This window comes from Rhodanobacter lycopersici (assembly GCF_040812335.1).
GTDB lineage: Bacteria > Pseudomonadota > Gammaproteobacteria > Xanthomonadales > Rhodanobacteraceae > Rhodanobacter_A > Rhodanobacter_A lycopersici.
In genome coordinates this window covers 325669-347022 of the sequence record NZ_JBFOHK010000002.1, presented here as the reverse complement: position 1 = coordinate 347022, position 21354 = coordinate 325669, and the positions used below count along the sequence as shown (strand labels likewise).

The 21354-nt window shown below is 68.3% G+C and carries 16 protein-coding genes; 7 read left to right on the top strand and 9 right to left on the bottom strand.

What is annotated here, in order from left to right; genetic code table 11:
- Nucleotides 1-51 precede the first annotated feature (51 nt).
- The 6 genes from ABQJ54_RS08510 to ABQJ54_RS08485 all read right to left on the bottom strand — a co-directional run bounded on the left by ABQJ54_RS08510 (nucleotide 52) and on the right by ABQJ54_RS08485 (nucleotide 12621).
- Nucleotides 52-1596 carry an amino acid permease gene (locus tag ABQJ54_RS08510; protein ID WP_367853866.1) on the bottom strand — a complete coding sequence of 515 codons (1545 nt, stop codon included), beginning with the start codon at nucleotides 1594-1596 and terminating at the stop codon, nucleotides 52-54.
- Nucleotides 1597-1647: 51 nt separating this feature from the next.
- Nucleotides 1648-2922, bottom strand: a complete 1275-nt coding sequence (locus ABQJ54_RS08505) for a sterol desaturase family protein (protein ID WP_367853865.1) — start codon at nucleotides 2920-2922, stop codon at nucleotides 1648-1650.
- Between the two features lie 17 nt (nucleotides 2923-2939).
- Nucleotides 2940-4658: a sulfatase-like hydrolase/transferase gene (locus ABQJ54_RS08500; protein ID WP_367853864.1), complete on the bottom strand. Its 1719-nt coding sequence runs from the start codon at nucleotides 4656-4658 to the stop codon at nucleotides 2940-2942.
- Between the two features lie 90 nt (nucleotides 4659-4748).
- The gene (locus ABQJ54_RS08495; RefSeq protein WP_367853863.1) at nucleotides 4749-7874 is read right to left on the bottom strand and encodes an efflux RND transporter permease subunit; all 3126 of its coding nucleotides are present in this window, start codon (nucleotides 7872-7874) and stop codon (nucleotides 4749-4751) included.
- 147 nt (nucleotides 7875-8021) lie between these two features.
- Nucleotides 8022-11264: an efflux RND transporter permease subunit gene (locus tag ABQJ54_RS08490; RefSeq protein WP_367853862.1), complete on the bottom strand. Its 3243-nt coding sequence runs from the start codon at nucleotides 11262-11264 to the stop codon at nucleotides 8022-8024.
- Between the two features lie 136 nt (nucleotides 11265-11400).
- A complete protein-coding gene (locus tag ABQJ54_RS08485) occupies nucleotides 11401-12621 on the bottom strand; it encodes an efflux RND transporter periplasmic adaptor subunit (RefSeq protein ID WP_367853861.1) in 1221 nt (406 codons plus the stop codon).
- A gap of 399 nt (nucleotides 12622-13020) precedes the next feature.
- Here ABQJ54_RS08485 and ABQJ54_RS08480 point away from each other — a divergent pair, with 399 nt between their 5' ends.
- On the top strand, nucleotides 13021-13542 hold the full coding sequence (locus tag ABQJ54_RS08480) for a c-type cytochrome (RefSeq protein WP_367853860.1): 522 nt from the start codon (nucleotides 13021-13023) through the stop codon (nucleotides 13540-13542).
- 160 nt (nucleotides 13543-13702) lie between these two features.
- Here the strand turns inward: ABQJ54_RS08480 and ABQJ54_RS08475 are convergent, their stop codons facing one another.
- Nucleotides 13703-14296 (bottom strand): acyl carrier protein phosphodiesterase, encoded by a 594-nt coding sequence (locus ABQJ54_RS08475; protein ID WP_367853859.1) that lies wholly within the window; start codon nucleotides 14294-14296, stop codon nucleotides 13703-13705.
- A 60-nt stretch (nucleotides 14297-14356) separates the two neighbouring features.
- Here ABQJ54_RS08475 and ABQJ54_RS08470 point away from each other — a divergent pair, with 60 nt between their 5' ends.
- The 5 genes from ABQJ54_RS08470 to ABQJ54_RS08450 all read left to right on the top strand — a co-directional run bounded on the left by ABQJ54_RS08470 (nucleotide 14357) and on the right by ABQJ54_RS08450 (nucleotide 18857).
- Complete coding sequence (locus ABQJ54_RS08470) at nucleotides 14357-15043, top strand: alpha/beta hydrolase (RefSeq protein WP_367853858.1); 687 nt, start codon at nucleotides 14357-14359, stop codon at nucleotides 15041-15043.
- Between the two features lie 53 nt (nucleotides 15044-15096).
- The gene (locus tag ABQJ54_RS08465) at nucleotides 15097-15366 is read left to right on the top strand and encodes a DUF2845 domain-containing protein (protein ID WP_367853857.1); all 270 of its coding nucleotides are present in this window, start codon (nucleotides 15097-15099) and stop codon (nucleotides 15364-15366) included.
- Between the two features lie 43 nt (nucleotides 15367-15409).
- The gene (gene zapE, locus ABQJ54_RS08460) at nucleotides 15410-16525 is read left to right on the top strand and encodes a cell division protein ZapE (RefSeq protein ID WP_367853856.1); all 1116 of its coding nucleotides are present in this window, start codon (nucleotides 15410-15412) and stop codon (nucleotides 16523-16525) included.
- 103 nt (nucleotides 16526-16628) lie between these two features.
- Nucleotides 16629-18440 carry a sensor domain-containing phosphodiesterase gene (locus tag ABQJ54_RS08455; protein ID WP_367853855.1) on the top strand — a complete coding sequence of 604 codons (1812 nt, stop codon included), beginning with the start codon at nucleotides 16629-16631 and terminating at the stop codon, nucleotides 18438-18440.
- Between the two features lie 33 nt (nucleotides 18441-18473).
- Complete coding sequence (locus ABQJ54_RS08450; RefSeq protein ID WP_367853854.1) at nucleotides 18474-18857, top strand: peptidase C13; 384 nt, start codon at nucleotides 18474-18476, stop codon at nucleotides 18855-18857.
- 231 nt (nucleotides 18858-19088) lie between these two features.
- Here ABQJ54_RS08450 and ABQJ54_RS08445 read toward each other — a convergent pair whose 3' ends face one another.
- Both ABQJ54_RS08445 and gpmA read right to left on the bottom strand, forming a co-directional pair.
- Nucleotides 19089-19643: a CcdC protein domain-containing protein gene (locus tag ABQJ54_RS08445; protein ID WP_367853853.1), complete on the bottom strand. Its 555-nt coding sequence runs from the start codon at nucleotides 19641-19643 to the stop codon at nucleotides 19089-19091.
- A gap of 190 nt (nucleotides 19644-19833) precedes the next feature.
- Nucleotides 19834-20577 (bottom strand): 2,3-diphosphoglycerate-dependent phosphoglycerate mutase, encoded by a 744-nt coding sequence (gene gpmA / locus ABQJ54_RS08440; RefSeq protein ID WP_367853852.1) that lies wholly within the window; start codon nucleotides 20575-20577, stop codon nucleotides 19834-19836.
- Between the two features lie 126 nt (nucleotides 20578-20703).
- Between gpmA and ABQJ54_RS08435 the strand changes: the two genes are divergently transcribed.
- The gene (locus tag ABQJ54_RS08435; protein ID WP_367853851.1) at nucleotides 20704-21354 is read left to right on the top strand and encodes a DUF4097 family beta strand repeat-containing protein; all 651 of its coding nucleotides are present in this window, start codon (nucleotides 20704-20706) and stop codon (nucleotides 21352-21354) included.

Here is a 21354-nt window from a genome sequence, read left to right as displayed (position 1 = left end):
CGGGGCATCATGCACCGGCCCCGAGGCCGGCGCATGTGCATGCCGGAGCGCTCAGCCGCCCCGTTCGAGCTTGCTGTGCCGCATGCCGTAGCCGAAGTAGATCAGGCAGCCCAGCGCCATCCAGATCACGAAACGCTCGAAGGTGATCGCGGGCAGGCCGCCGATGCGCTGCCAGCCGTGCGCGTCCTGCCACGGCAGGCCGAAGATCAGCAGCAGCGAGAACAGCACGCCCAGCGGCGCCAGCACGGCGATCCACGGCATGCGGAAGCTGCGCGGCAGCTGTGGCTTGCGGATGCGCAGCACCAGCACCGCCGAGCAGATGATGATGAAGGCGCTGAGCGTGCCGATGTTGACCAGCTCGGCCACCTCGCCGATCGGCAGCAGGCCGGCGACGATCGCGGTGAACACGCCGAGGATCAGGGTGGGTCGCGCCGGCGTGCCGAAGCGTGGGCTCACCTTGGCGAACCACGCCGGCAGCAGGCCGTCGCGCGCCAGCGCGAACCAGATGCGCGCCGCGCCCAGCATGAAGGCGAACAGCACGCTGGTGACGCCCACTACCGCGGCCACCGCGATCGCGATGCTTACCCAGTGCAGGCTGATCGACTCGAACGCCTGCGACACCGAGGCGTCGCCGTTCAAGTTGCTGTAATGGGTGATGCCGGTGAGTACCAGCGACACCGTGATATACAGCACCATCGCCACCGCCAGCGACAGCAACACCGCGCGCGGCAGGTCGCGCTGCGGATGTTTCGCCTCCTCCGCCGCGGTGGTCAGCGTGTCGTAGCCGAACACCGCGAAGAACACCACGCTGGCACCGGTGAGCACGCCGGCCCAGCCGAAATGGCCCACGCCCTGCGCATCGAACGTGCGTGCGGGGATGAACGGCTGCCAGTTCGCGGTGTGGATGAAGAACGCGCCCACGCCGATCACCAGCAGCACGCCGGCCACCTTGATCGCCACGATGACGGTATTGAAGCGCGCGCCCCATTCCATGCGCACGGTAAGCAGCAATGCCACCGCCAGCGACACGCCGGCGGCGATCACGTTGAAGCGGTGGTCGTCGCTGGGCGCGGCGATCACCGTGCCGCCGTGCACGCCGAAGATCTGCTGCAGGTAGTACTGCATGGTCTGCGCGCTCATGCTCTGCTGCGCCCATTCCGGCAGGTGCACACCCGCCGAAGCCAGCAGCACCTGCACGTAGCCCGACCAGCCGATCGCGACCACCGCGACCACCAGCGCGTATTCCAGCAACAGATCCCAGCCGATGATCCAGGCCACGAACTCGCCCAGCACCGCGTAACCGTAGGTGTAGGCGCTGCCGGTCACCGGGATCAGCCCGGCGAACTCGGCGTAGCACAGTGCCGCACAGGCGCTGCCCGCGCCCGCGATCAGGAAGGACAGCGCCACCGCGGGGCCGGCGTTCATCGCCGCCTGCTGGCCGGCCAGCACGAAGATGCCCACGCCGATGATGCCGCCGATGCCGATCGCAGTGAGTTGCCACAGACCCAGCACGCGGCGGAAGTCGCCACGCTGCCCGGCTTCGCTCTGCAACTGCTCGACGGACTTGTGGCGGAGCATTCGGCTCAGAAAACGCATGGGCTCATTCCTGCGGGCAACCGGCGGATCATAGCGAATCCCTGCCAGAGGTCATGGGCCAGCGGTCATGCACTCCCCACGCTGCGATGCACCAAGCGAGGAAGCGCGCAGCCATGGCAACGCCAAGGCGCTGGCGCCAAACACCAGCACGAATGCCGACGCGGTTCGGCCATCCAGATGGCCGATGCCGAACCAGTGTCCACTGGCCAGCGGCAGCACGGCGGTGGCCAGCACGCGCAGACCTTCGACCCACCAGGCCCAGCGCCGGCCTTCCATCATGGCACCCAGCACGCACAGTCCAGCCAGCTGGTAGGCCGCGTAGAGCAGCAGCACCGGCAAGGCGGCGCTGCCCGCCATGCCGAGGAACTGGGTGGCCATGCCCAGCAGCAGCGCGAACTGCAACAGCACATAGAACTTCAGCGGCACGGCTATCGGCGGGTCGTAGCGTTCGCCGGGCATCGCAAAAGCCGGTTTGGGGAAGCGCGCCGCCACGTCGGCGGGCCGCCAGCCCGGCGGCTTGATCCACACCAGCAGCTTGTCGCGCCAGCGTTGCGCGTGCCACGCATCCTGCGCGGTGCGCCAGTACACCTCCGCGTTCGCCCACAGCGGATTCCAGCTGCGCAGCGGCGAGCGCGTGCCGTACACTGGCGGGTCGGTGCCGTCCTCTTCCACGAAGCTGCCGAACAGGCGATCCCACAGGATCAGGATGCCGCCGTAGTTGCGGTCGAGGTAGCGGTCGTTCACCGCGTGGTGCGCGCGGTGGTTGGACGGCGAGCAGAACACGCGGTCGAACCAGCCCAGCCGGCCGATCTGCTCGGTATGCACCCAGAACTGGTACAGCAGGTCGATCAGCGCCACCACCACGAACACCTCGACCGGCACGCCGAGGATCGCCAGCGGCAGGTAGAAGATCCAGCCCAGCAGCGCGCCGCTGCCGGTCTGGCGCAGCGCGGTGGAGAGGTTGTAGCGCTCGCTCTGGTGGTGCACCACGTGGGCGGCCCACAGGATGTTCACCTCGTGGCCCATGCGGTGCAGCCAGTAGTAGCAGAGGTCGTAGCCCAGCAAGGCGCCGACCCACACCGGCGCGCTGTGGACCGGCAGCCTGAGCAGCGCGAAGTGCTGCACGCACCACGCGTAGATGCCGATGCTCAGCAGCTTGGTGAACACCGCCACCAGCTGCGAGATCACGCCCAGGCCGATGCTGTTGATCGCGTCGCTGCTGGCATACGCGTCGCGCCCGCGCAGTTTCGCCACCAGCAGCTCGATGCCGATCAGCAGGAAGAACACCGGCGTGGCCCAGGTGATGATGAGTTCCTGCGTGTTCATGGTCTATCGCGCCAGCCCTACTCGTACACGTGCAGCCGCCCGAAGATCCAGGCGTAGTAGGAAGCCAGCAGCGCCTTGTCCGGGCAGTCGTCGAAGCGGCCCTGGCAACGCTCGCGCAACTCGGCGGCGGCGGCGAAGTAGGGATCGGCGGGCAGTCCGGCGGCTTCCAGCACCATGGTCGGCAGGAAGGCGATGTCGAGCGCGGGATAGCTTGGCAACGGCGGTCCGGCAAAGTTGCTCTTGACCATGTAGTAGGTGAGGAAATCGCGCCGCGGCACCAGCGCGGGCGGCAGCGTGCGCTTGAGCGGGCGGATCAGGCCATCGAAGGACGGCTGGTGGTCGCCGAAGTGCACCAGCACGGTGGGCTGCCCGCGGTCGAGGAAATCGTGCTCCAGACCCCGCATCGCCACGTCGGAATCGTGCAGGCGCCACAGGTAGGTGTCGAAATCCAGCGCACTTTCGTCCTTGCTGCCCAGCCCCTGCACCATGTTGCGCCAGGGCAACGGCAGCTTGTTCATCGGATTGTCGTCGTGCGGGCCGTGTTGGTTGATCGTGAGGATCATCACGAACACCGGCTGGCCCGGCTTCTTCACCTTGTCGTACACGTGCTTGGCCGCGGCGAACATCTGCGCGTCGGTCTCGTCCCATTCGTCCAGGCCCAACTCTTCCGCGCCGTAGAGATGGTCGAATCCATAGGCACGGTACGCGTCGCGGCCGTTGAGGAAATCGCTGTTGGTGGGATAGATCGCGATGGTGAGGTAACCCAGCCGGCGCAACAGGTCGGGCAGCGTGTCGTGCACGTGCGGCGCCAGCACGAAAGGCGCGTACATGCCGCCCTTGCCGAAGATGTCCTGCGGCAGGCCGGTATGCACGGCGAACTCGCTGACCCAGGTGCCGCCGCCCCAGGTGTGCGTGCGCAACAGGCCGGTGCCGCGCGTGCGCGCGTCGGGCTGGAACAGCGCGAACTTGCAGCCCGGCACGTCGCAGGCCGTGTAGATCGAGGGATCGAAGGTGCTTTCCTCCAGCACCTGCACGATGTCCGGATACGGCGGCGGCCGCGTGCCGGGCCGGCCGCTCGCGGTGGCGCCCCATTGCTGCTGCGCCGTGGCGTCGTCGGACATCGCCGGCATCGTCACGCCGCCGTCGTTGATGTTGATGAAGAAGTTGGTGAGCTGGGCGTCGTCGGAAAGCTTGTCCCACACGTCGCGGTTGTGCAGCCCGGCGAACGGGCCTTCCGGCAGCAGGCACGCGCGGAACGCCACCGCGCACAGCAGCACGCCGCCGATGCGCCAAGCCGCCCCGCCCCAGCCGCGTCGCTGCGCGGACAACGGCCGGTCCAGCCGCCACGCCAGCACCAGCAGCAACGGCACCAGCAGCAGCACACCCACGCTCAGCAGGTACAGGTGCGGATAATGACGCAGCGTGGCGATCAGGCTGGAGCGCGCGTAGTAGACGAAGTCCGCCGGCATCAGCGCCGTTTCGAGGTAGTTCTCCTTGAGGTCGGAGACGAAGCGCAACGCGAAGAACAAGCCGCCGCCCAGCAGCAGCGAAAAGGCGAGGCGCAAGCTGGCACACAGCAGTGCACCGGCGACGCACAGCATCAGCGCCAGCACGAACAGCTTCTGCAACGGCTCCGGCTCCGGCCACACCGTCGACCAGACGCAGGCCGCGAAGGCCAGCGCGGCGCATACCCGTACCACGCCGCTGCGCGTGAAACGCGACGGAAACCGAATCATGCTGCATGCCCCTGATGGCAACCCGGCGGACGCCGGGCTGTCATCTTACGGGCAGCGGCGCGCCTGCGGGCAAGAACGGCTGCCGGCCATTCAGCCAGGCAGGCGCAACGGGGCCGCGCGCCGCTGCCCGGCACGGCGCGCACGCCATGCCTTCCAGCGCGCGCCGAGACAGGAGAACACCACGTACAGCGCCGGCGTGCTGAGCAGGGTCAGGCTCTGCGAGATCAGCAGGCCGCCGATCAGCGCGATGCCGAGCGGGCGGCGCAGTTCGCTGCCCTCGCCAAGGCCGATCGCGATCGGCAACGCCGCGAGGATCGCCACCATGGTGGTCATCATGATCGGGCGGAAGCGCACCAGGCAGGCCTCGTGCACGGCCTCCAGCGGGCTCTTGCCGTGCTCGCGCTCGGCTACCAGGGCGAAGTCGATCATCATGATCGCGTTCTTCTTCACGATGCCGATCAGCAGCACCAGTGCGATTTGCGCGATCACCGACAGCTCGGTATCCGTGATCCACAGCGCCATCAGCGCACCCACGCCGGCCGCCGGCAGGGTGGACAGGATCGTCACCGGGTGGATCAGGTTCTCGTACAGCATGCCCAGCACGATGTAGACGGTGAGCACCGCGGCCAGCACCAGCCACAGCATGCCGCTCTGCACGTCGCGGAAGCGGCGGAAGTCGCCGCCGATGTTGAGCTTGATGTCGCCCGGCATGCGCATGTTCGTCACCGTGGCCTGCACGATCGCCATCGCCTCGCCCATGGTCACGCCGGGGGCGAGGTTGAAGCTCAGGTCCATCGTGGTGTACTGGTTCTCGTGCGAGATCGACGAGGGCGCCAGTCCGGGCACCTGGTGCGCGAACGCGGTGAGCGGGACCATCGTGCCGCTGCTGGACGGCACGTAGAGCTGGTTGATCGACTCGGGCGTGGCGGTCTGGTTGGGCAGCGCGTTCACCACCACCGTGTACTGGTTGATATCCGAGTAGATGGTGGATATCTGGCGCTGGCCGAAGGCGTCGTACAGGGCGCCGTCGATGGTACCGATCGAGACGCCGAGCCGCGCCGCGGTGGCACGGTCGATCACGATGTTCTGGCGCAGGCCACCCTCGTCCACGTCGCTGCCCACGTCCTGCAGCTTGGGGTTCTTCTTCAGCTCGGCCACCAGCTTCGGCAGCCACTCCTCCAACTCCGACAGGTCATTGCCCTGCAGGCCGATCTGGTATTGCGCGCCCTGGCTGGTGCCGCCGCCGCTCGCACTGGGCAGATCCTGCAGCGGACGCAGGCGCAGGTTGAGGTCGGGGTACTTCGCTGCCTTGGCGCTGAGCCGCGCCAGCACGGCAAAGGTGTCGTCCTTGCGGCCCTGGCCGGGGGTCTTCAAATCGATGTTGAACGAGCCGCTGGCGCCCTGCCGGCTGCTGCCCAGGCGAGTGCCCACGGTGGCCACGTCCGGATCGGACATGAGCATCTGGGTGAGACGCTGCATGCGCTGCTCGCTTTGCCCGAACGAGACGGTGGCGCTGGAGGTGGCACGGCCCCAGATCAGGCCGGTGTCCTGCGGCGGAAACAGGCCGCTCTTGACCACGCCGAACAGGAAGAACGTGAGCGCGATCAGCACCAGCGGGGTCAGCGAGAACGCCAGCGTGTGGCGCAGCGAGAACGCCAGCGCGCGGCTGTAGACCGCCTGCATGCCGGCATGGAAGCGGTCCAGCGCGCGCCCCAGCCGCGACGGTCCGGCGGCCCGGTGATCGTGGCCATTGAGGAAGCGTCCGCACAATGCCGGGGTCAGGGTCAGCGAGACCAGCGCCGACATCAGGATCGCGGCCACCAGGGTCATCGCGAAGTCGTGCATGAACATGCCGGTGTAGCCGCCGGCGAACAGCAGCGGGATGAACACCGCGACCAGCGAGGCAGTGATCGAGACGATGGTGAAGCCGATCTCCTTCGCGCCGGCCAGGGTGGCCTCCATGCGCGTCATGCCGGCGTCGATGTGCCGGATGATGTTCTCGATCACCACGATCGCGTCGTCCACCACGAAGCCGATCGCGATCACCAGCGCGAGCAGGGTGAGGTTGTTCAGCGTGTAACCCAGCACGTACATCGCCACGAAGCCGCCGGCCAGCGACAGCGGCACCGCCACCGCGGCGATCAGGGTGGGCGCCAGCCGGCGCAGGAACAGCGCCATCGTCAGCACCACCATCGCCAGCGAGATCAGCAGCGTGGCCTGCACCTCGTGCAGCGAGGCACGGATGGTGGGCGTGTCGTCGAAGAACGGCGTCATCCTGGTGCCCGGCTGCAGGTAGTTGTGCAGCAGCGGCAGCTGGGCGCGCACCTCGTCCACCGTGGCGATCACGTTCGCGTCGGACTTCTTGTAGACGTACATCAGGATCGCCGGCTTGCCCTGGAACCAGGCCGCCTGGTAGGCGTCCTGGGTACCGGCATACACCTTGGCCACATCGGACAGCCGCACCGGCGTGCCGTTCTTCATCGCGATGACCAGTTTGGCGAAGTCGTCGGCGGTGTGCAGCTGGGCGGTGGAGCTGATCGCCATGGTGGTCTTGCCGTTGGACAGGAAGCCCTCCGGCGAAGTGACGTTGGCGGCGGTGAGCGCGTTGCGCAGCTGGTCGGGCGACAGGCTCATCGCGTTCAACGCGCGCAGGTTCACGTCCACCCTGATTGCCGGCGTGGCGGCACCGGCGATATCCACCGAGGAGACGCCCTTCAGCTGGCGCAGGCGCTGCGCCAGCAGGGTGTCGGCCACGTTGTACAGCTCTGCCGCGGACTGCGTGGTCGAGGTCAGCGCGATCGCGATGATCGGATCGTCGTTGGGATTGGCCTTCTGGTAGCTCGGCGTCACCCCTGCGGGCAAATCGGGGATCGCGGCATTGATCGCGGCCTGCACGTCGCGCGCCGCGGCATCCAGGTTCACGCCGCTGTTGTACATCATGAAGACGAAGGTGCTGCCCTCGGAGCTGGACGAGTGCATCATCTCGATCCCGGGCACCTGGCCCAGGTGGCGCTCCAGCGGCGCGGCCACGGTGGAAGCCATGGTCGAGGCATCCGCACCGGCCTCGCTGGCCTGCACGAAGATCGCCGGAAACTGCATGTCCGGCAGCGCCGATACGCCCAGCAGCATGTAGCAGATCATGCCGGTCACGAACACGCCGATCGCCAGCAACGAGGTACCGATCGGGCGGCGGATGAAGATGCCGGAGATGTTCATGCCCGGCATCCGTGGCAATGCGGCGGGAGAATGCGGGTGGCAATGCGGCGGTTCATGTCCTGCTCAACGTGCACGCGGCGAAACAGTAGATCGTTTCGCCGCGTTGAATGCGACACCGGCGCACGATGCCCGGCAGACCAAGATCCTTCAATGCGCCGGGCCGTCGGCCTGCGCGCGGGCCAGCAGGCGCTGCTCGCGGCGCTCGTGCAGCCAGTCCTGGAAACGCTCCATGTACAGGTAGATCACCGGGGTGGTGTACAGCGTCACCAGCTGCGACAGCAGCAGGCCGCCCACGATGGAGACGCCCAGCGGCCGGCGCAGTTCCGCACCGATGCCTGTGCCCAGCGCCAGCGGCAGCGCGCCGAGCATGGCCGCGGCGGTGGTCATCATGATCGGGCGGAAGCGCAGCAGGCAGGCGCGGTGGATCGCGTCGCGCGCGCTCATGCCCTTGCGCTGCGCCTCGATCGCGAAGTCGATCATCATGATCGCGTTCTTCTTCACGATGCCGATCAGCAGCACGATGCCCACGATGCCGTCCACCGACAGGTCCATGCCGAACAGGATCAGTGCCAGCAACGCACCCACGCCGGCCGGCGGCAGGGTGGAGATGATCGTCAGCGGGTGGATGTAGCTCTCGTACAGCACGCCCAGCACGATGTAGATCACCACGATCGCGGCGAGCAGCAGCAGCACTTCGTCGCCCAGGCTGTTGGAGAACTCCGCCGCCTTGCCGATGAACTCGCCGCGCAGTTGCGGCGGGAACTTCAGCTGCGCCTCCACCTGGTGGATTGCGCTCACCGCATCGGACAGCGAGTAGCCCGGCGCCACGTTGAACGACAGCGTCACCGCCGGCAGCTGGTTCTGGTGGCTGATCACCAGCGGCGCGCTGGTGACCTTGGCGCTGATCAGCGAGGACAGCGGGATGGTGCCGCCGCCGCCGACGATGAAACCCACGTTGCCGGTGTTGCCGATGCCGGACGGCGTGGCGGAGTTGCTGGAGGTGAGCTGGCCGAAGCTGGTGGCCGTGCTGCCGGTAAGCGCGCCGTTGCCGTTGCCGCGCACGGTGATCTGGTCGAGCAGGGCCGTGGTGGTGCGGAATTGCGGCGCCACTTCCATCACCACCCGGTACTGGTTGAGCTGGGTGAAGATGGTGGAGATCTGGCGCTGGCCGAACGCATCGTAGAGGGTGTCGTCGATGGTCTGCACCGGCACGCCCAGACGGGAGGACTTGTCACGGTCGATGGTGAGCTTGAGCGCATTGCCCTGGTCGGCGAGGTTGCTGCCCACCTCGGACAGCTCGGGTCGCTGGCGCAGTGCCTGGGTCATCTCGGTGGCGTATTTCGCCAGCTCGTCGATGTTGGTGTCGGACAGCGAATACTGGTACTCGGTAGCCGACACCGTGCTGTCCAGCGTCACGTCCTGCACGGGCTTGAGGTACAGCGCCACGCCGGGGATGTCGGCTACTGCCTGTTGCATGCGCGGCAGGATCTTGTCCAGGCCGTCGCGCTTGCCGCGATCCTTCAGCACGATCGAGAGCTGGCCCTGGTTGAGCGTGGGGTTGATCGTGCCCGCGCCGATGAACGCGGCCACGCCGGCGACCGCCGGATCCTTGCGCAGCTTGTCGGCGACCGCCTGGGTGCGCTGCTCCATCGCTGGGAACGCCACATTCTGGTCGGCCTGCACCACGCCGGTGATCATGCCGGTGTCCTGCTCGGGCAGCAGGCCCTTGGGGATCGCGATGTACAGGAACACGGTCAGCGCCACCGTGGCCGCCGCCACCAGGATGGTCAGCCGCTGGTGGTCGAGCACCCAGTCCAGCGACTGCTCGTACACGCCCACGATGCGTGACCACACGGTGCGCTTGCCGGCGGCGAGATGGCGCTCGTGCGCGTCCTCGCCCTCGGGCAGCTGGTCGGGCTTCAGCAGGTAGGCGCACATCATCGGCGTCAGCGTCAGCGACACCAGCATCGAGATCGCCACCGCGATGGTCAGCACCCAAGCGAACTCGTGGAACAGGCGGCCGGTGACGCCGGGCATCAGCAGCAGCGGCAGGAACACCGCGATCAGCGACACCGTCAGCGACAGCACGGTGAAGCCGATCTCCTTCGCGCCCAGCTCGGCCGCCTCCTTGCCGCTCTTGCCCTGCTCGATGTAGCGCACGATGTTCTCGATCATCACGATCGCATCGTCCACCACGAAGCCGGTGGCCACGGTGAGCGCCATCAGCGAGAGGTTGTCCAGCGACATGCTGGTGAAGCTCATCACGCCGAATGTGCCCAGCAGCGACAGCGGCACCGCCACCGAGGGGATCACCGTGGCCCACAAGCGGCGCAGGAACACGAAGATCACCGCCACCACCAGGAAGATGGTCAGCAGCAGGGTGAACTGCACGTCCTCCACCGAGGCACGGATGGTGATGGTGCGGTCGGCGAACACGTTGAGGTGCACGTCGGCGGGCAACACCGCGCGCAGCTCGGGCAGGATCTGGCGGATCGACTGCACGGTCTGCACGATGTTCGCGCCGGGCTGGCGGCGGATGTCGAGCAGCACCGCGGGCTTGCCGTTCGCCCATGCGGCGAGCTGGTCGTTCTCCACGCCGTCGACCACCTTGGCCACGTCGGAGAGCATCACCGGCGCGTTGTTCTTGTACGCGATGATGGTGTTCTTGTAGTCGGCGGCATCGGCCAGCTGGTCGTTGGTGCCGATCGAGTAGCTTTGCGTCTTGCCGTTCAGCGTGCCCTTGGGCGCGTTGACGTTGGCCTGGGTGAGCGCGCTGCGCACGTCTTCCAGGGTCAGGCCGAGGTTGGAGAGCTGCGCCGGATTCACCTGCACGCGCACCGCGGGGCGCACGTTGCCGGCGATCGAGACCAGGCCCACGCCAGGCACCTGCGACAGTTTCTGCGCGAGGATCGAGTCGGCGTAATCGTTGACGTCGCGCAGCGGCCGGCTGTCCGACTGCAGCGACAGCGTGAGGATCGGCGCGTCGGCCGGGTTCACCCGGTTGTAGATCGGCGGGTACGGCAGGTTGCTGGGCAGCACGCCGCGCGCCTGGTTGATCGCCGCCTGCACGTCCTGCGCGGCCACATCGATGTCACGGCTCATCGAGAACTGCAGGATGATCGTGGACAGGCCCGCGGAGGAATCCGAGCTCATCATGGTGAGGCCGGAGATCTGCCCCAGCTGGCGCTCCAGCGGCGTGGTGACCAGCACCGCCATGGTGCTGGCGCTGGCGCCGGGATACTGGGTGGTCACCACCAGGCTGGGCGCCTCGATCTCGGGCAACGCCGACACCGGCAGCTGGCGGTAGCCCAGGATGCCGAGCAGCAGGATCGCCACCATCAGCAGCGAGGTGGCGATCGGGCGGCGGATGAAGAGCGTCGAGAATCCCATGGGTGTCCGTGCTGCTGTCTGGGTGGCGTCCTGCTCGCCGGGGCGCGCGGCCGCCGGGAGGCGATGCGTGGCCCGCTGCCATCATGGCGGCGGGTGTCAGGCGACCGTCGCCAGGGCGACGGTCGCCGGGGGAACGTCAGTGGCCGCGGCGATTGCCGTTCTTGCCCTGCTGCTTGGCCTTCTGCATCTCCGCCGCGGTGGGCGCCGGCGGCACCTCGCCAGGCTTGAGCGGATTGACTTTGCTGCCGGGCTTCAGGCGGAACTGGCCCTCGGTGACGACCTTCTCGCCGACATTGAGGCCGCTGCCGATCATCACGTGGCTGTCGCCCACCTCGCCGGCGACGACCACCGGCTGCATCTTCACCGTGTTGTCGCCCTGCACCTGGTAGACGTAGTCGCCATCCGGGCCGCGCTGCACCGCCTCGGCGGGAATCACCAGGGCGCCGTCATCGGTGCGCACCTGCAGCCGCACGTTGACGAACTGGCCCGGCCACAACGCATTGTCCACGTTCGGGAACTGCGACTTCAGGCGGAACGTGCCGGTGGTGGCGTCGATCTCGTTGTCGATCACCTGGAGCACGCCGCCGGTGGCCACCGGGTGCGCATCGACGCGATCGAGCGCGGTGACCTCTAGCGCCGCCTTCAGCTGCGCCTTGCGCACGATGTCCAGATTCTGCTCGGGCAGGTTGAACATCACGTAGATCGGGTGCAGCTGGGTCAGCGTGACAATGGTGCTGGTGGTGGTCACCACATTGCCCGGGTCCACCGCACGGATGCCGGCGACGCCGTCGATCGGCGAACGGATCTGGGTGTAGTCGAGCTGCACCTTGGCGCTCTCGGCGGCAGCCTTGTCCTGCACCACGGCGGCCTCCAGCTGGTTCACGTTGTTGCGGTAGGTGTCCATGTCCAGTGCCGCCACGTAGCCCTTGGCCACCAGCGCCTGGTTGCGCTTGAGCGTGCTCTGCGCGGTGGCCAGCGAAGCCGTGTCCTGCTTCTGCTTGGCCAGCGCCTGGTCATAGGCCGCCTGGAAGGTGCGCGGGTCGATCTGCGCCAGCAGCTGGCCCTTCTTCACTTGCTGGCCCTCGGTGAAGGCGAGGCTGATCAGCTGGCCGCTCACCTGCGGGTTCACGGTGATGGTGTTGAGTGCCTGCACCGTGCCCAGTGCGGTGAGGTAGACCGGCACGTTCTCCTTCACCACCGGCACCACGGTGACCGGCACCGGGGGACTGTCCTTGCCGCCCATGCCACCGGGCTGCCCCTGCCCCGCACCGCCGGGCTTGTGCAGCAGCCGCACGGCGACGATGGCCAGCACGACCACCGCGACGACGATCAGCGCGATCTTCCAAAAACGCGACATGCAGAAAACTCCCGAATGAACTGTGCCACCGTAGGAACCCCAGCCAACGCGACCAGCAGTCGGCTTATGGTTGCCAAGCATAGGTGCAGCGCAACGAAATGGAACAATGCCAGTCGACAGGGGTGGGGCATGACCGATGGCAGGGATGCGCTGCCGCCGCACCGCGCCGCTTGGACAGGTATCGGCCGCCGCGGTTCCTCGGCGCGACAGATCGCCGCTGCCGCCGGCTGAAAACTTGCCGGCGGCTTCGTCTATACTCCGGGCCTTGCGCCTGTCCGACTCGCCGCACTGCGTCGCGGCCATGGCAGGTGCGGGCACGCGGCAGCCAATCGGCATGCCGGGTGCCGCGGGGGCCTTCCGGACGATCCACCGACCTGGAGTACATACGTGAGCGGTTCCATGAATAATTCCGACCGGGTTTTCGTGCACCAGTTCGCCAAGCTGATCGGCGGACTGGCCGTGCTGACCGTTGTGCTGATCCTGACCGCCCTGGCGATCTACGGCCACGAACCCAAGGAAACCGACCCGAACGTGCAGGCGCAGGTCGACGCGCGGCTCGCGCCTGCCGGAGCGGTGTACGCCGGCAACACCGGCCGCGCCGCCATGCAGGCCGCCGCCGACGCCGCCACCAAGGCCGCCGCCTCGCAGGTCGCCTACGGCGGCACCACCGACGGCAAGACCATCTTCGACCACCTCTGCACCAGCTGCCACACCGCCGGCGTCGCCGGCGCACCCAAGGTGGGCAACAAGGCGATGTGGGCACCACGCATCGCCGAGGGCCTGGACACCCTCATCAAGCACGCCACCGACGGCTATCACGGTCCGGATGGCAACTTCATGCCGCCCAAAGGCGGCAACCCCGCGCTCACCGATGCGCAGGTGAAGGCCGCGGTCACCTGGATCGTGGACCAGGCCAAGTAAGAGCCCGCCTCAGTCAGATCAAGGCAAACGCCGCCCCCGGGCGGCGTTTTCGTTCGCCCCTTCCCCCGCCGGGAAGTACGCGGGGAGGCGCTATGGATGGCGCCGGCTTTGAGGAGCGAGGAAGGTTGGGATGAGGGTCCCACCTCGTGGCACAGCCCCTTCACCCCGCCGCGTTCACCTCGATCCACGCTTGCGCAAACTCCCGCAGCTGCGGAAAGAACACCTCGAAATGCGCCTGCAGCGGTGCATCCAGCGCCACCAGCAGCGGTAGCATCCGGTCCAGCGGGTTGTCCCGCCGCAACCGCCCGGCGACACCTTCCAGCGCCCGCCCGATTTCCTCGCGACGCGCATAGCCCGCCGGCAGGTCGTGCGCCTCCATGTAGGCGCGGAAGCGGCGCAGCGCCGGCGGCAGCAACGCATCGTGGCGCCGCAGCAGCTCGCGCGCGGCATCCGAGAAGGCCGCCAGCGGCACCGCGCTCCAGCGCGCAAAGTCACGCGCCAGGCGGTGGTCGAACCACAGGTCCAGTGCGATGCCGGCATAGCGCCGGTATGGCGGCTCGAAGCGCGCCCGCGCTGCCACCACTTCCGGGTGGCGGTCGGTATGGACGTCGATGGCGCGATGCAGACGGATGCCCAGCACCACGCGCGACGGCAACGCCGGATCGGGCGCGCCATGCACGAAATCGCCGAGCAGACCGCCCAGGCGCAATGCCTCGTCGTCGCCAGCCAGCAGCAGGTGCGCCAGGTGGTTCACCGGCGCCCGCCCGTGCGCCTCCGGGGGCGGCTGGTGGCGCCGGCGGTTATCATCTTCGGCATGAATCCCACTGCGCTTCCCGACGACCCCGCCAGCTTTCCCGACCAGGCCGCCAGCTTCGCGCTCGCCGGCCCGGCCGGCAAGCTGGAGACCCTCACCGACCTGGCCGAGCGCCCCGGCGCGCGCGCGGGCACGGCGGTGGTCTGCCATCCCAACCCCGTGCAGGGCGGCACCATGCACAACAAGGTGGTGACGATGCTGGAGCGCGCGCTGCGCGAGTCGGGGCTGGACACGCTGCGCTTCAACTTCCGCGGCACCGGCGCCTCGGCGGGCAGCTACGATGACGGCGACGGCGAAAGCGAGGATCTCGCCGCGGTGGTGGCCTGGCTGCGCCGCGTGCGTCCCGGCGATGCGTTGTGGCTGGCCGGCTTCTCGTTCGGCAGCTACGTGACCATCCGCAACGCGGTGCGGCTCGAGGCCGATGCACTGGTCAGCATCGCGCCACCGGTGGGGCGCTGGTCAATGACGGACGACGTGCTGCCCACCTGCCCGTGGCTGGTGGTGATGGGCGAGGCCGACGAGGTGGTGGAACCGCAGGCGGTGTTCGACTGGATCGATGGCATGGACCAGCCGCCCGAGCTGATCCGCATGCCTGAGACCGGCCACTTCTTCCACCGCCGGCTGATGGACCTGCGCGGCGCGGTGAAGCACGCCATCGCCGACTGGCTGCCGCCACTGCGCGATTGAGCGCGGCAGCGACACCCTATAATCCAGCCACTCCCAACCCAGAGGGCAATGTCATGAAACGATGGATCGTATTGGCAACCGGCCTGTTGCTCAGTTTCCAGGCGCTGGCCGCGGACACCGTGCGCTTCGGTTCCAAGGTCGTCACGGTCGGGGACTCGGAAGAAAAGGTGACCGCGATCGCGGGCGCCCCCGCGAGCAGGACCGAGGTGCAGAACGCCTACGGCGCCGTGCTCGCCTATCGACTCGACTACGTGCAGGGCAACAAGACCGTGCAGATCTACATCGCCCACGGCCAGGTGGTCGACATCAAGGAAATTTTCTGAGCGCATCGCGGCGGCACGGGCCATCGATGCCGATGACCGTTGCATGAGCGAATCCCTCTCGCCCGCACCCAGCGTGCGCTACCACGAAGGCGTGGCCGCGCACCGCTGGGAATCCGACCCCGCCCAGCTCGCGGTGCTGCCCGAGTTCGACCGCCTGCACACCGCGCTGTGCGCCACGGCGAACGGCAACGGCAGCCTGTTCGGCCGGCTGAAGTCGCTGCTCGCCAGCGAGGCCGCGCCACCGCCGGGTCTGTACCTGTGGGGCACGGTGGGCCGCGGCAAGACCTTCCTGATGGACCTGTTCGCCGCCAGCCTGCCGCATGGCGTGGTGTTGCGCCGGCATTTCCACCGCTTCATGGGCGAGGTGCACGAGCGCCTGCGCGAGCTGGGCGAGCGGCAGGACCCGCTGGCCGAGGTGGCTGCCGGCCTCGCCGCACGCTGCCGCGTGCTGTGCCTGGACGAGTTCCTGGTCAACGACATCGGCGACGCGATGATCCTCGCGCGTCTGCTGGAGGGCCTGTTCGCACGCGGCGTGGCGTTGGTCACCACTTCGAACACCGCGCCGGAAAACCTGTACAAGGACGGCCTGCAACGCGCGCGCTTCCTACCTGCGATCGCATTGCTGGAACAGCACTGCCGCGTGGTCGAGATGGCCTCGTCGCGCGACTGGCGCCTGCGCGCACTGAGCCAGGCCGCGGTCTACTACACGCCGCCCGGCATCGAGGCGCACCGCGCGCTGGAGCGCATTTTCCGCGACCACGCCCGTGGCACGGTGGTCGAAGATGGTGCGCTGGAAATCAACGGCCGCGAGATTCCCTGCCGCAAGCGCGCCGACAATATCCTGTGGTTCGACTTCGCCGCGCTGTGCGAGGGTCCGCGCGCGGTGGCCGACTACATCGCGCTGGCCAAGGCCGGTCCCGCGATCATCGTCTCCGGCGTGCCGCAGTTCACCATCTACAGCGAGGACGCTGCCAAGCGTTTCGTGCAGCTGGTCGACGAGTTCTACGACCGCCACGTGAAGCTGATCCTCTCCGCCGTCGCACCGATCACCGAGCTGTACGACGGCGAGCGCCTGCGCGCCGAATTCGGCCGCACCGAGTCACGACTGATCGAAATGCAGAGCGAGGACTACCTGGCCTTGCCACACCGCGCCGACTGAGCCCGTTCAGGTCCCCGGCCAAACGGCTCATTGCCACGCCAGCGGCGCAGCAGTAGCCTGCTCCGACCGCCGGCACCATGCTGCCGCGCAGGGGGATGGAAAGATGGGAATCTCGCGGGACTCGCTCCCGGGCGGGCAACCCGACGCCGGCTGTGCTCCGGCGACCCCTGACGCGGCCGAACGCCATGCCCTGCCTGGCTTCGAGGCCGTGGCGCGACTGGCCTCCGGAGCGCTGGGCGTGCCGCTGGTAGCCTTGCTGCTGACGGACGGCAGCGCCTTCTGGTACACCCCGCCCGGCCAGCCGGATCCCCTGTCGCTCGACGGTGCACTGCTGGCCGCCTGCCGCGCGGCCATGCGCCACGGCGTCGCCGAAGTGGTGCCCGACGCACGCGAGGACGCCCGTTTCCTGCCCGCCGGCGCCGATCCCGCGCATGCCGAAATCGCCTTCTTCGCCTGTGAGCCGGTGTTCGGCCTGGACGGCCAGCCATTGGGTGCGTTGTTTGCGATCGACCGCCGCCCGCGTCTCGCCCTGACCACCAGCGAACAGGCCGCGCTGCGCGACGCCGCCGCGCTGGCCGGCACGGGGGCGGCGCTGCGCTTCTACCTCAACCGCATCGATCCCGCCACGCGGCTGCCGCACCGCAAGGCGTTCTTCGCCGACCTGCATGCACGACTGCCGGGCGAAACCGACACCGCCTGGCTGGTGTCGATCGAAACCGCGCCGGTGGCGCGCTTCCACGCTTTCGTGCGTGCCATGGGCCACGCCTATGCCGACGCGCTGATGCGCGCGGTGGCCGAACGCATGCAGACATGGATGATCGCGGGCATGCAGCTCTACCAGGTGGCCCCCACCCGGCTGGCGGCGCTGCTGCCGGGCACGCATGAAGCACCCTCGCCCGCACAACTGGATGCCCTGGTGGCCATGCTGCGCGAACCCATCGACTGCCTCGGCGTGCCGTTCACCCTGCAACCCGGCGTGGGCCTGCTCCGGGTCGAGGCGGGCGAACTGCGCGGCGGCGACCCGCTGCGCCGGGCGATGAACGCCTCGTACAACGCGCAGAGCACCGCCAGCGGCTGGTCCGTGTACGACCACACCCAGGACGAGCGCCAGCGGCATGAGTTCTTCCTGGTCACCGAACTGGCCGCCGCGCTCTCCGAGCGCGCCGAACTGGAACTGCACTACCAGCCGCGCCTGGACCTGGCCAGCGGACGCTGCGTGACGCTGGAGGCGCTGGCGCGCTGGCGCCACCCCACGCTGGGCACGGTGTCGCCCGGCGTGTTCGTGCCGCTGGCCGAACAGGCCGGCCTGATGCGTTCGTTCACCGACTGGGTGCTCGATCACGGCCTTGCGCAACTGGCCGAGTGGCTGCGCAACGGACTCGATCTGCGGCTGTCCCTGAGCGTCTCCAGCATCGACCTGGACGCCACGCTGGAAAAGCGCATCGCCACGGCCGCGCAACATCACGGCGTGCCGCTGACCCGGCTGGAACTCGAATTCACCGAAAGCACCGCGATCCACCACAACGAGCTCACCCGCGACGTGCTCGGCGCGCTGCGCAGGGCCGGCGTGGGCATCGCCATCGACGACTTCGGCATCGGCTACAGCAACCTCGACGCCCTGCGCCGCATGCCGGCCACCAGCCTGAAGATCGACCAGTCGCTGGTGCGCGGCCTGGATGTCCGCCAGCACGATGCTTCCATCGTGCGTTCGATGGCGGCGCTGGGCCACGACCTCGGCTTCCGCGTGGTGATGGAAGGTGTGGAGACCGCGCACGAGATGGCAGCGGTGCGGAGCATGTGTTGCGACGAGGTGCAGGGCAACTACATCGCTCCCCCGATGCCCGGCACGGCGGTGCCCGGCTGGCAGCGCGAGCACGCCGCACCCGATGCCTCGCCTGCCGCGGCGAACTGCTAAGGTTTCGGCAGTCCCGCCGCCGGAAGCCCCGTGATGCCCCTCACCCTCGCCTTCGCCCTGTTGCTGGGCGGCACGCCGTCGAACGCCGGCGCCGATTTCGAAACGCGCGTGCACCAGGCGAAGATGGCCGAGGCCGCCGCCACCGGACCGGCCTACCAGAAGGCGCTGTGGGGCAAGATCGGCAACCCCACCACGGACGCCTACAAGGGCTGCCTCGCCGGCAACCACGATGACAAGTCCCCGTTCACCCTGGTGCTGGACGTGGACGCACACGGCAAGCCGCAGCGCATCGTGGTGCAGCCGGCCGCACCGGTCGCCACCTGCATGGCCGGCCAGATCGCCGGCTGGACGCTGCCCGTGCCGCCAGCCTCGCCGGTGCCGTATCCGCTGGAAATCGACTTCAGCGTGGCACCTTGAACCGACTTAGAGCCTGTTCCAAAGTCCCCCCGCAACTTGCGTTGCCTTGCCATGGCCGTCGGGCCGAGTTGCGCGCTGCCGCATGGCGGCCATGCAACGCAAGCACCGATTCCGCGGTGTAGGAGCGCACCCTGCGCGCGAATGCTTTTGGCTTCGATCAGGCGCCAGAGCATTCGCGCACAGGGTGCGCTCCTACCCGGCGCGAGCCTCGCGGAGACTTTGAACAGGCTCTTACGCAGCGGACGCGATGCGCGACTGCTGGTAGCGCCGGTGGTGCACCAGCAGGCCGGCGTAATAGACGATGTAGTAGCCCACCAGCAGGCCGATCACCAGCATGGTCAGCGGGCTGGACTGGTAGCCCATCTGCATGCTCGTGCCGGGCGGCGCGCTGGCGGCCAGCGCATCGGCGTGCTGCATCTGCGGCGCCAGCACCATGAAGCGCCACACCAGCCGGCCCAGCAGCAGCGCGGTCAGCACGGCGCCGATCCACGGGTTCGGCAGGTAGCAGTCGCCCTTCACCGGATCGGTCTCGAAACGCGTCAGGCGCAAGCCGACGAAACCCAGCGCCGCACCGATCACCGCGCCGCCGAGCACGCCCTCGGCCAGGCGGATGTCGTGCAGGCCGCCCAGCATCAGCAGGGCGCCGATCACCGCGAAGATCACGATGCGCGCGATCATCCGCTTGCGCCGGATCGGCTGGCGGCCGAACTGGCGGCTGATCCGGCGCCAGACCATCAGGGCCATCAGCGGCACGATGATCACGTAGCTCATCAGGTGGGGAGACATGGTCGGCGCATCCGGCTGGGAGGATCTGCGCAGCCTAACGGAACGATGTACGTCGCGCGATTGACGCAGTGCAGGTATCGCGCATGACGGGTGTCAGCAGGATTTCCGCAAACCGGTAGGAGCGGCTTCAGCCGCGACTGGTACGGGGTACGGAGAAGATCGCGGCTGAAGCCGCTCCTACAAGCCGCCCCTACCGGGCCTTGCCCTGGTTCGCCACCGCGGCCATCTTCGCCTCGATCGCCGCGGCATCGCCCAGGTAGTAGCGCTTGAGTGGCTTGAGGTCCGCGTCGAACTCGTACACCAGCGGCACGCCATTGGGGATGTTCATCTCCACGATGTCCGCGTCGGAGATGCCGTCCAGGTACTTCACCAGCGCGCGCAGCGAGTTGCCGTGCGCCGCCACCACCACGCGCCGGCCGGCCTTGATCGCCGGCGCCAGCACTTCGTGCCAGTACGGCAGCACGCGGGCCACGGTGTCCTTCAGGCATTCGGTGTCGGGGATCTGTGCGGGCGCCAACGCGGCGTAGCGCGGGTCGTGCACCGCCTCGTTCTCGGCACGGTCCAGCGGCGGCGGCGGGATGTCGTAGCTGCGGCGCCAGATCTTCACCTGCGCGTCGCCGTACTTCGCCGCCGTCTCGGCCTTGTTGAGGCCGGTGAGCGCGCCGTAGTGGCGCTCGTTGAGCCGCCAGTCGGTGTGCACTGGCAGCCACATCAGGTCCATCGTGTCGAGCACGCCCCACAGCGTGCGCACCGCGCGCTTCAGCACCGAGGTGTGCGCCACGTCGAAGGCGTAGCCTTCGCGCTTCAGCAGCTCGCCCGCCTCGCGTGCCTCCTGCTCGCCCAGCGCGGTGAGGTCCACGTCGGCCCAGCCGCTGAAGCGGTTGTCGAGGTTCCACTGCGACTGGCCGTGGCGGATCAGGACGAGCTTGTGCATGGCGGGAATTCTCGACAGGGAAGGGTGAAATGGTAGCGGCAGCCGCCTCCCCTGCCAAAGGTCACGCCAACCAAAATCCGCCGGCATGCATCCCAGTCCACGTCATCCACTGAACGGAGTCCTGCCATGCGCCGCATCCTGCTTTCCCTCGCCCTGCTCCTGCCGCTGGCCGCGGCCGCGTCGGACAACGACCTCCACAAGGTCAACGGCGACGTCCGCGTCGAGGCTGGCCAGCACGCCGGCGATGCCAAGAGCGTCAACGGGGACGTGGACGTGGGCGACCACGCCGTAGTGCAGCTGGCCAGCACCGTGAACGGTTCGGTGTCCCTGGGCAGCCAGGCCGAGGCCGGCGAGCTGCACACCGTCAACGGCTCGATCGAGGTTGCCGCCGGCGGCAAGGTCGACGGCCAGGTCCATGCGGTCAACGGCGACATCAGCCTGGCGCACGGCGCCCAGGTCGACGGCCATCTCTCCAACGTCAACGGCGCCATCCGGCTGGATGGCGCCCATGTGGCCGGCGGCCTCGAGACCGTGGCCGGCGACATCACGGTGGGTGCGAACTCGCACGTCGAAGGCGGCATCCTGGTCGACCAGCCGAACAACGGCTGGTTCCACTGGGGCAGCGAGCGCAAGCCGGTGGTCGTGATCGGCCCGCACGCGGTGGTGCGGGGCACGCTGGAGTTCCGCCGCGAGGTGGTGCTCAAGGTCAGCGACAGCGCGCAGATCGGCCCGGTCAAGGGCGCCACGGCGGAGAAGTTCAGCGGCGCCGCACCGTGA

Bases quoted from the DNA above. Each gene is read 5' to 3' on its own strand.
- ABQJ54_RS08510 (WP_367853866.1), bottom strand. From the start codon at position 1,596: ATGCGTTTTCTGAGCCGAATGCTCCGCCACAAGTCCGTCGAGCAGTTG.
- ABQJ54_RS08505 (WP_367853865.1), bottom strand. From the start codon at position 2,922: ATGAACACGCAGGAACTCATCATCACCTGGGCCACGCCGGTGTTCTTC.
- ABQJ54_RS08500 (WP_367853864.1), bottom strand. From the start codon at position 4,658: ATGATTCGGTTTCCGTCGCGTTTCACGCGCAGCGGCGTGGTACGGGTA.
- ABQJ54_RS08495 (WP_367853863.1), bottom strand. From the start codon at position 7,874: ATGAACATCTCCGGCATCTTCATCCGCCGCCCGATCGGTACCTCGTTG.
- ABQJ54_RS08490 (WP_367853862.1), bottom strand. From the start codon at position 11,264: ATGGGATTCTCGACGCTCTTCATCCGCCGCCCGATCGCCACCTCGCTG.
- ABQJ54_RS08485 (WP_367853861.1), bottom strand. From the start codon at position 12,621: ATGTCGCGTTTTTGGAAGATCGCGCTGATCGTCGTCGCGGTGGTCGTG.
- ABQJ54_RS08480 (WP_367853860.1), top strand. From the start codon at position 13,021: ATGAATAATTCCGACCGGGTTTTCGTGCACCAGTTCGCCAAGCTGATC.
- ABQJ54_RS08470 (WP_367853858.1), top strand. From the start codon at position 14,357: ATGAATCCCACTGCGCTTCCCGACGACCCCGCCAGCTTTCCCGACCAG.
- ABQJ54_RS08465 (WP_367853857.1), top strand. From the start codon at position 15,097: ATGAAACGATGGATCGTATTGGCAACCGGCCTGTTGCTCAGTTTCCAG.
- zapE (WP_367853856.1), top strand. From the start codon at position 15,410: ATGAGCGAATCCCTCTCGCCCGCACCCAGCGTGCGCTACCACGAAGGC.
- ABQJ54_RS08455 (WP_367853855.1), top strand. From the start codon at position 16,629: ATGGGAATCTCGCGGGACTCGCTCCCGGGCGGGCAACCCGACGCCGGC.
- ABQJ54_RS08450 (WP_367853854.1), top strand. From the start codon at position 18,474: ATGCCCCTCACCCTCGCCTTCGCCCTGTTGCTGGGCGGCACGCCGTCG.
- ABQJ54_RS08445 (WP_367853853.1), bottom strand. From the start codon at position 19,643: ATGTCTCCCCACCTGATGAGCTACGTGATCATCGTGCCGCTGATGGCC.
- gpmA (WP_367853852.1), bottom strand. From the start codon at position 20,577: ATGCACAAGCTCGTCCTGATCCGCCACGGCCAGTCGCAGTGGAACCTC.
- ABQJ54_RS08435 (WP_367853851.1), top strand. From the start codon at position 20,704: ATGCGCCGCATCCTGCTTTCCCTCGCCCTGCTCCTGCCGCTGGCCGCG.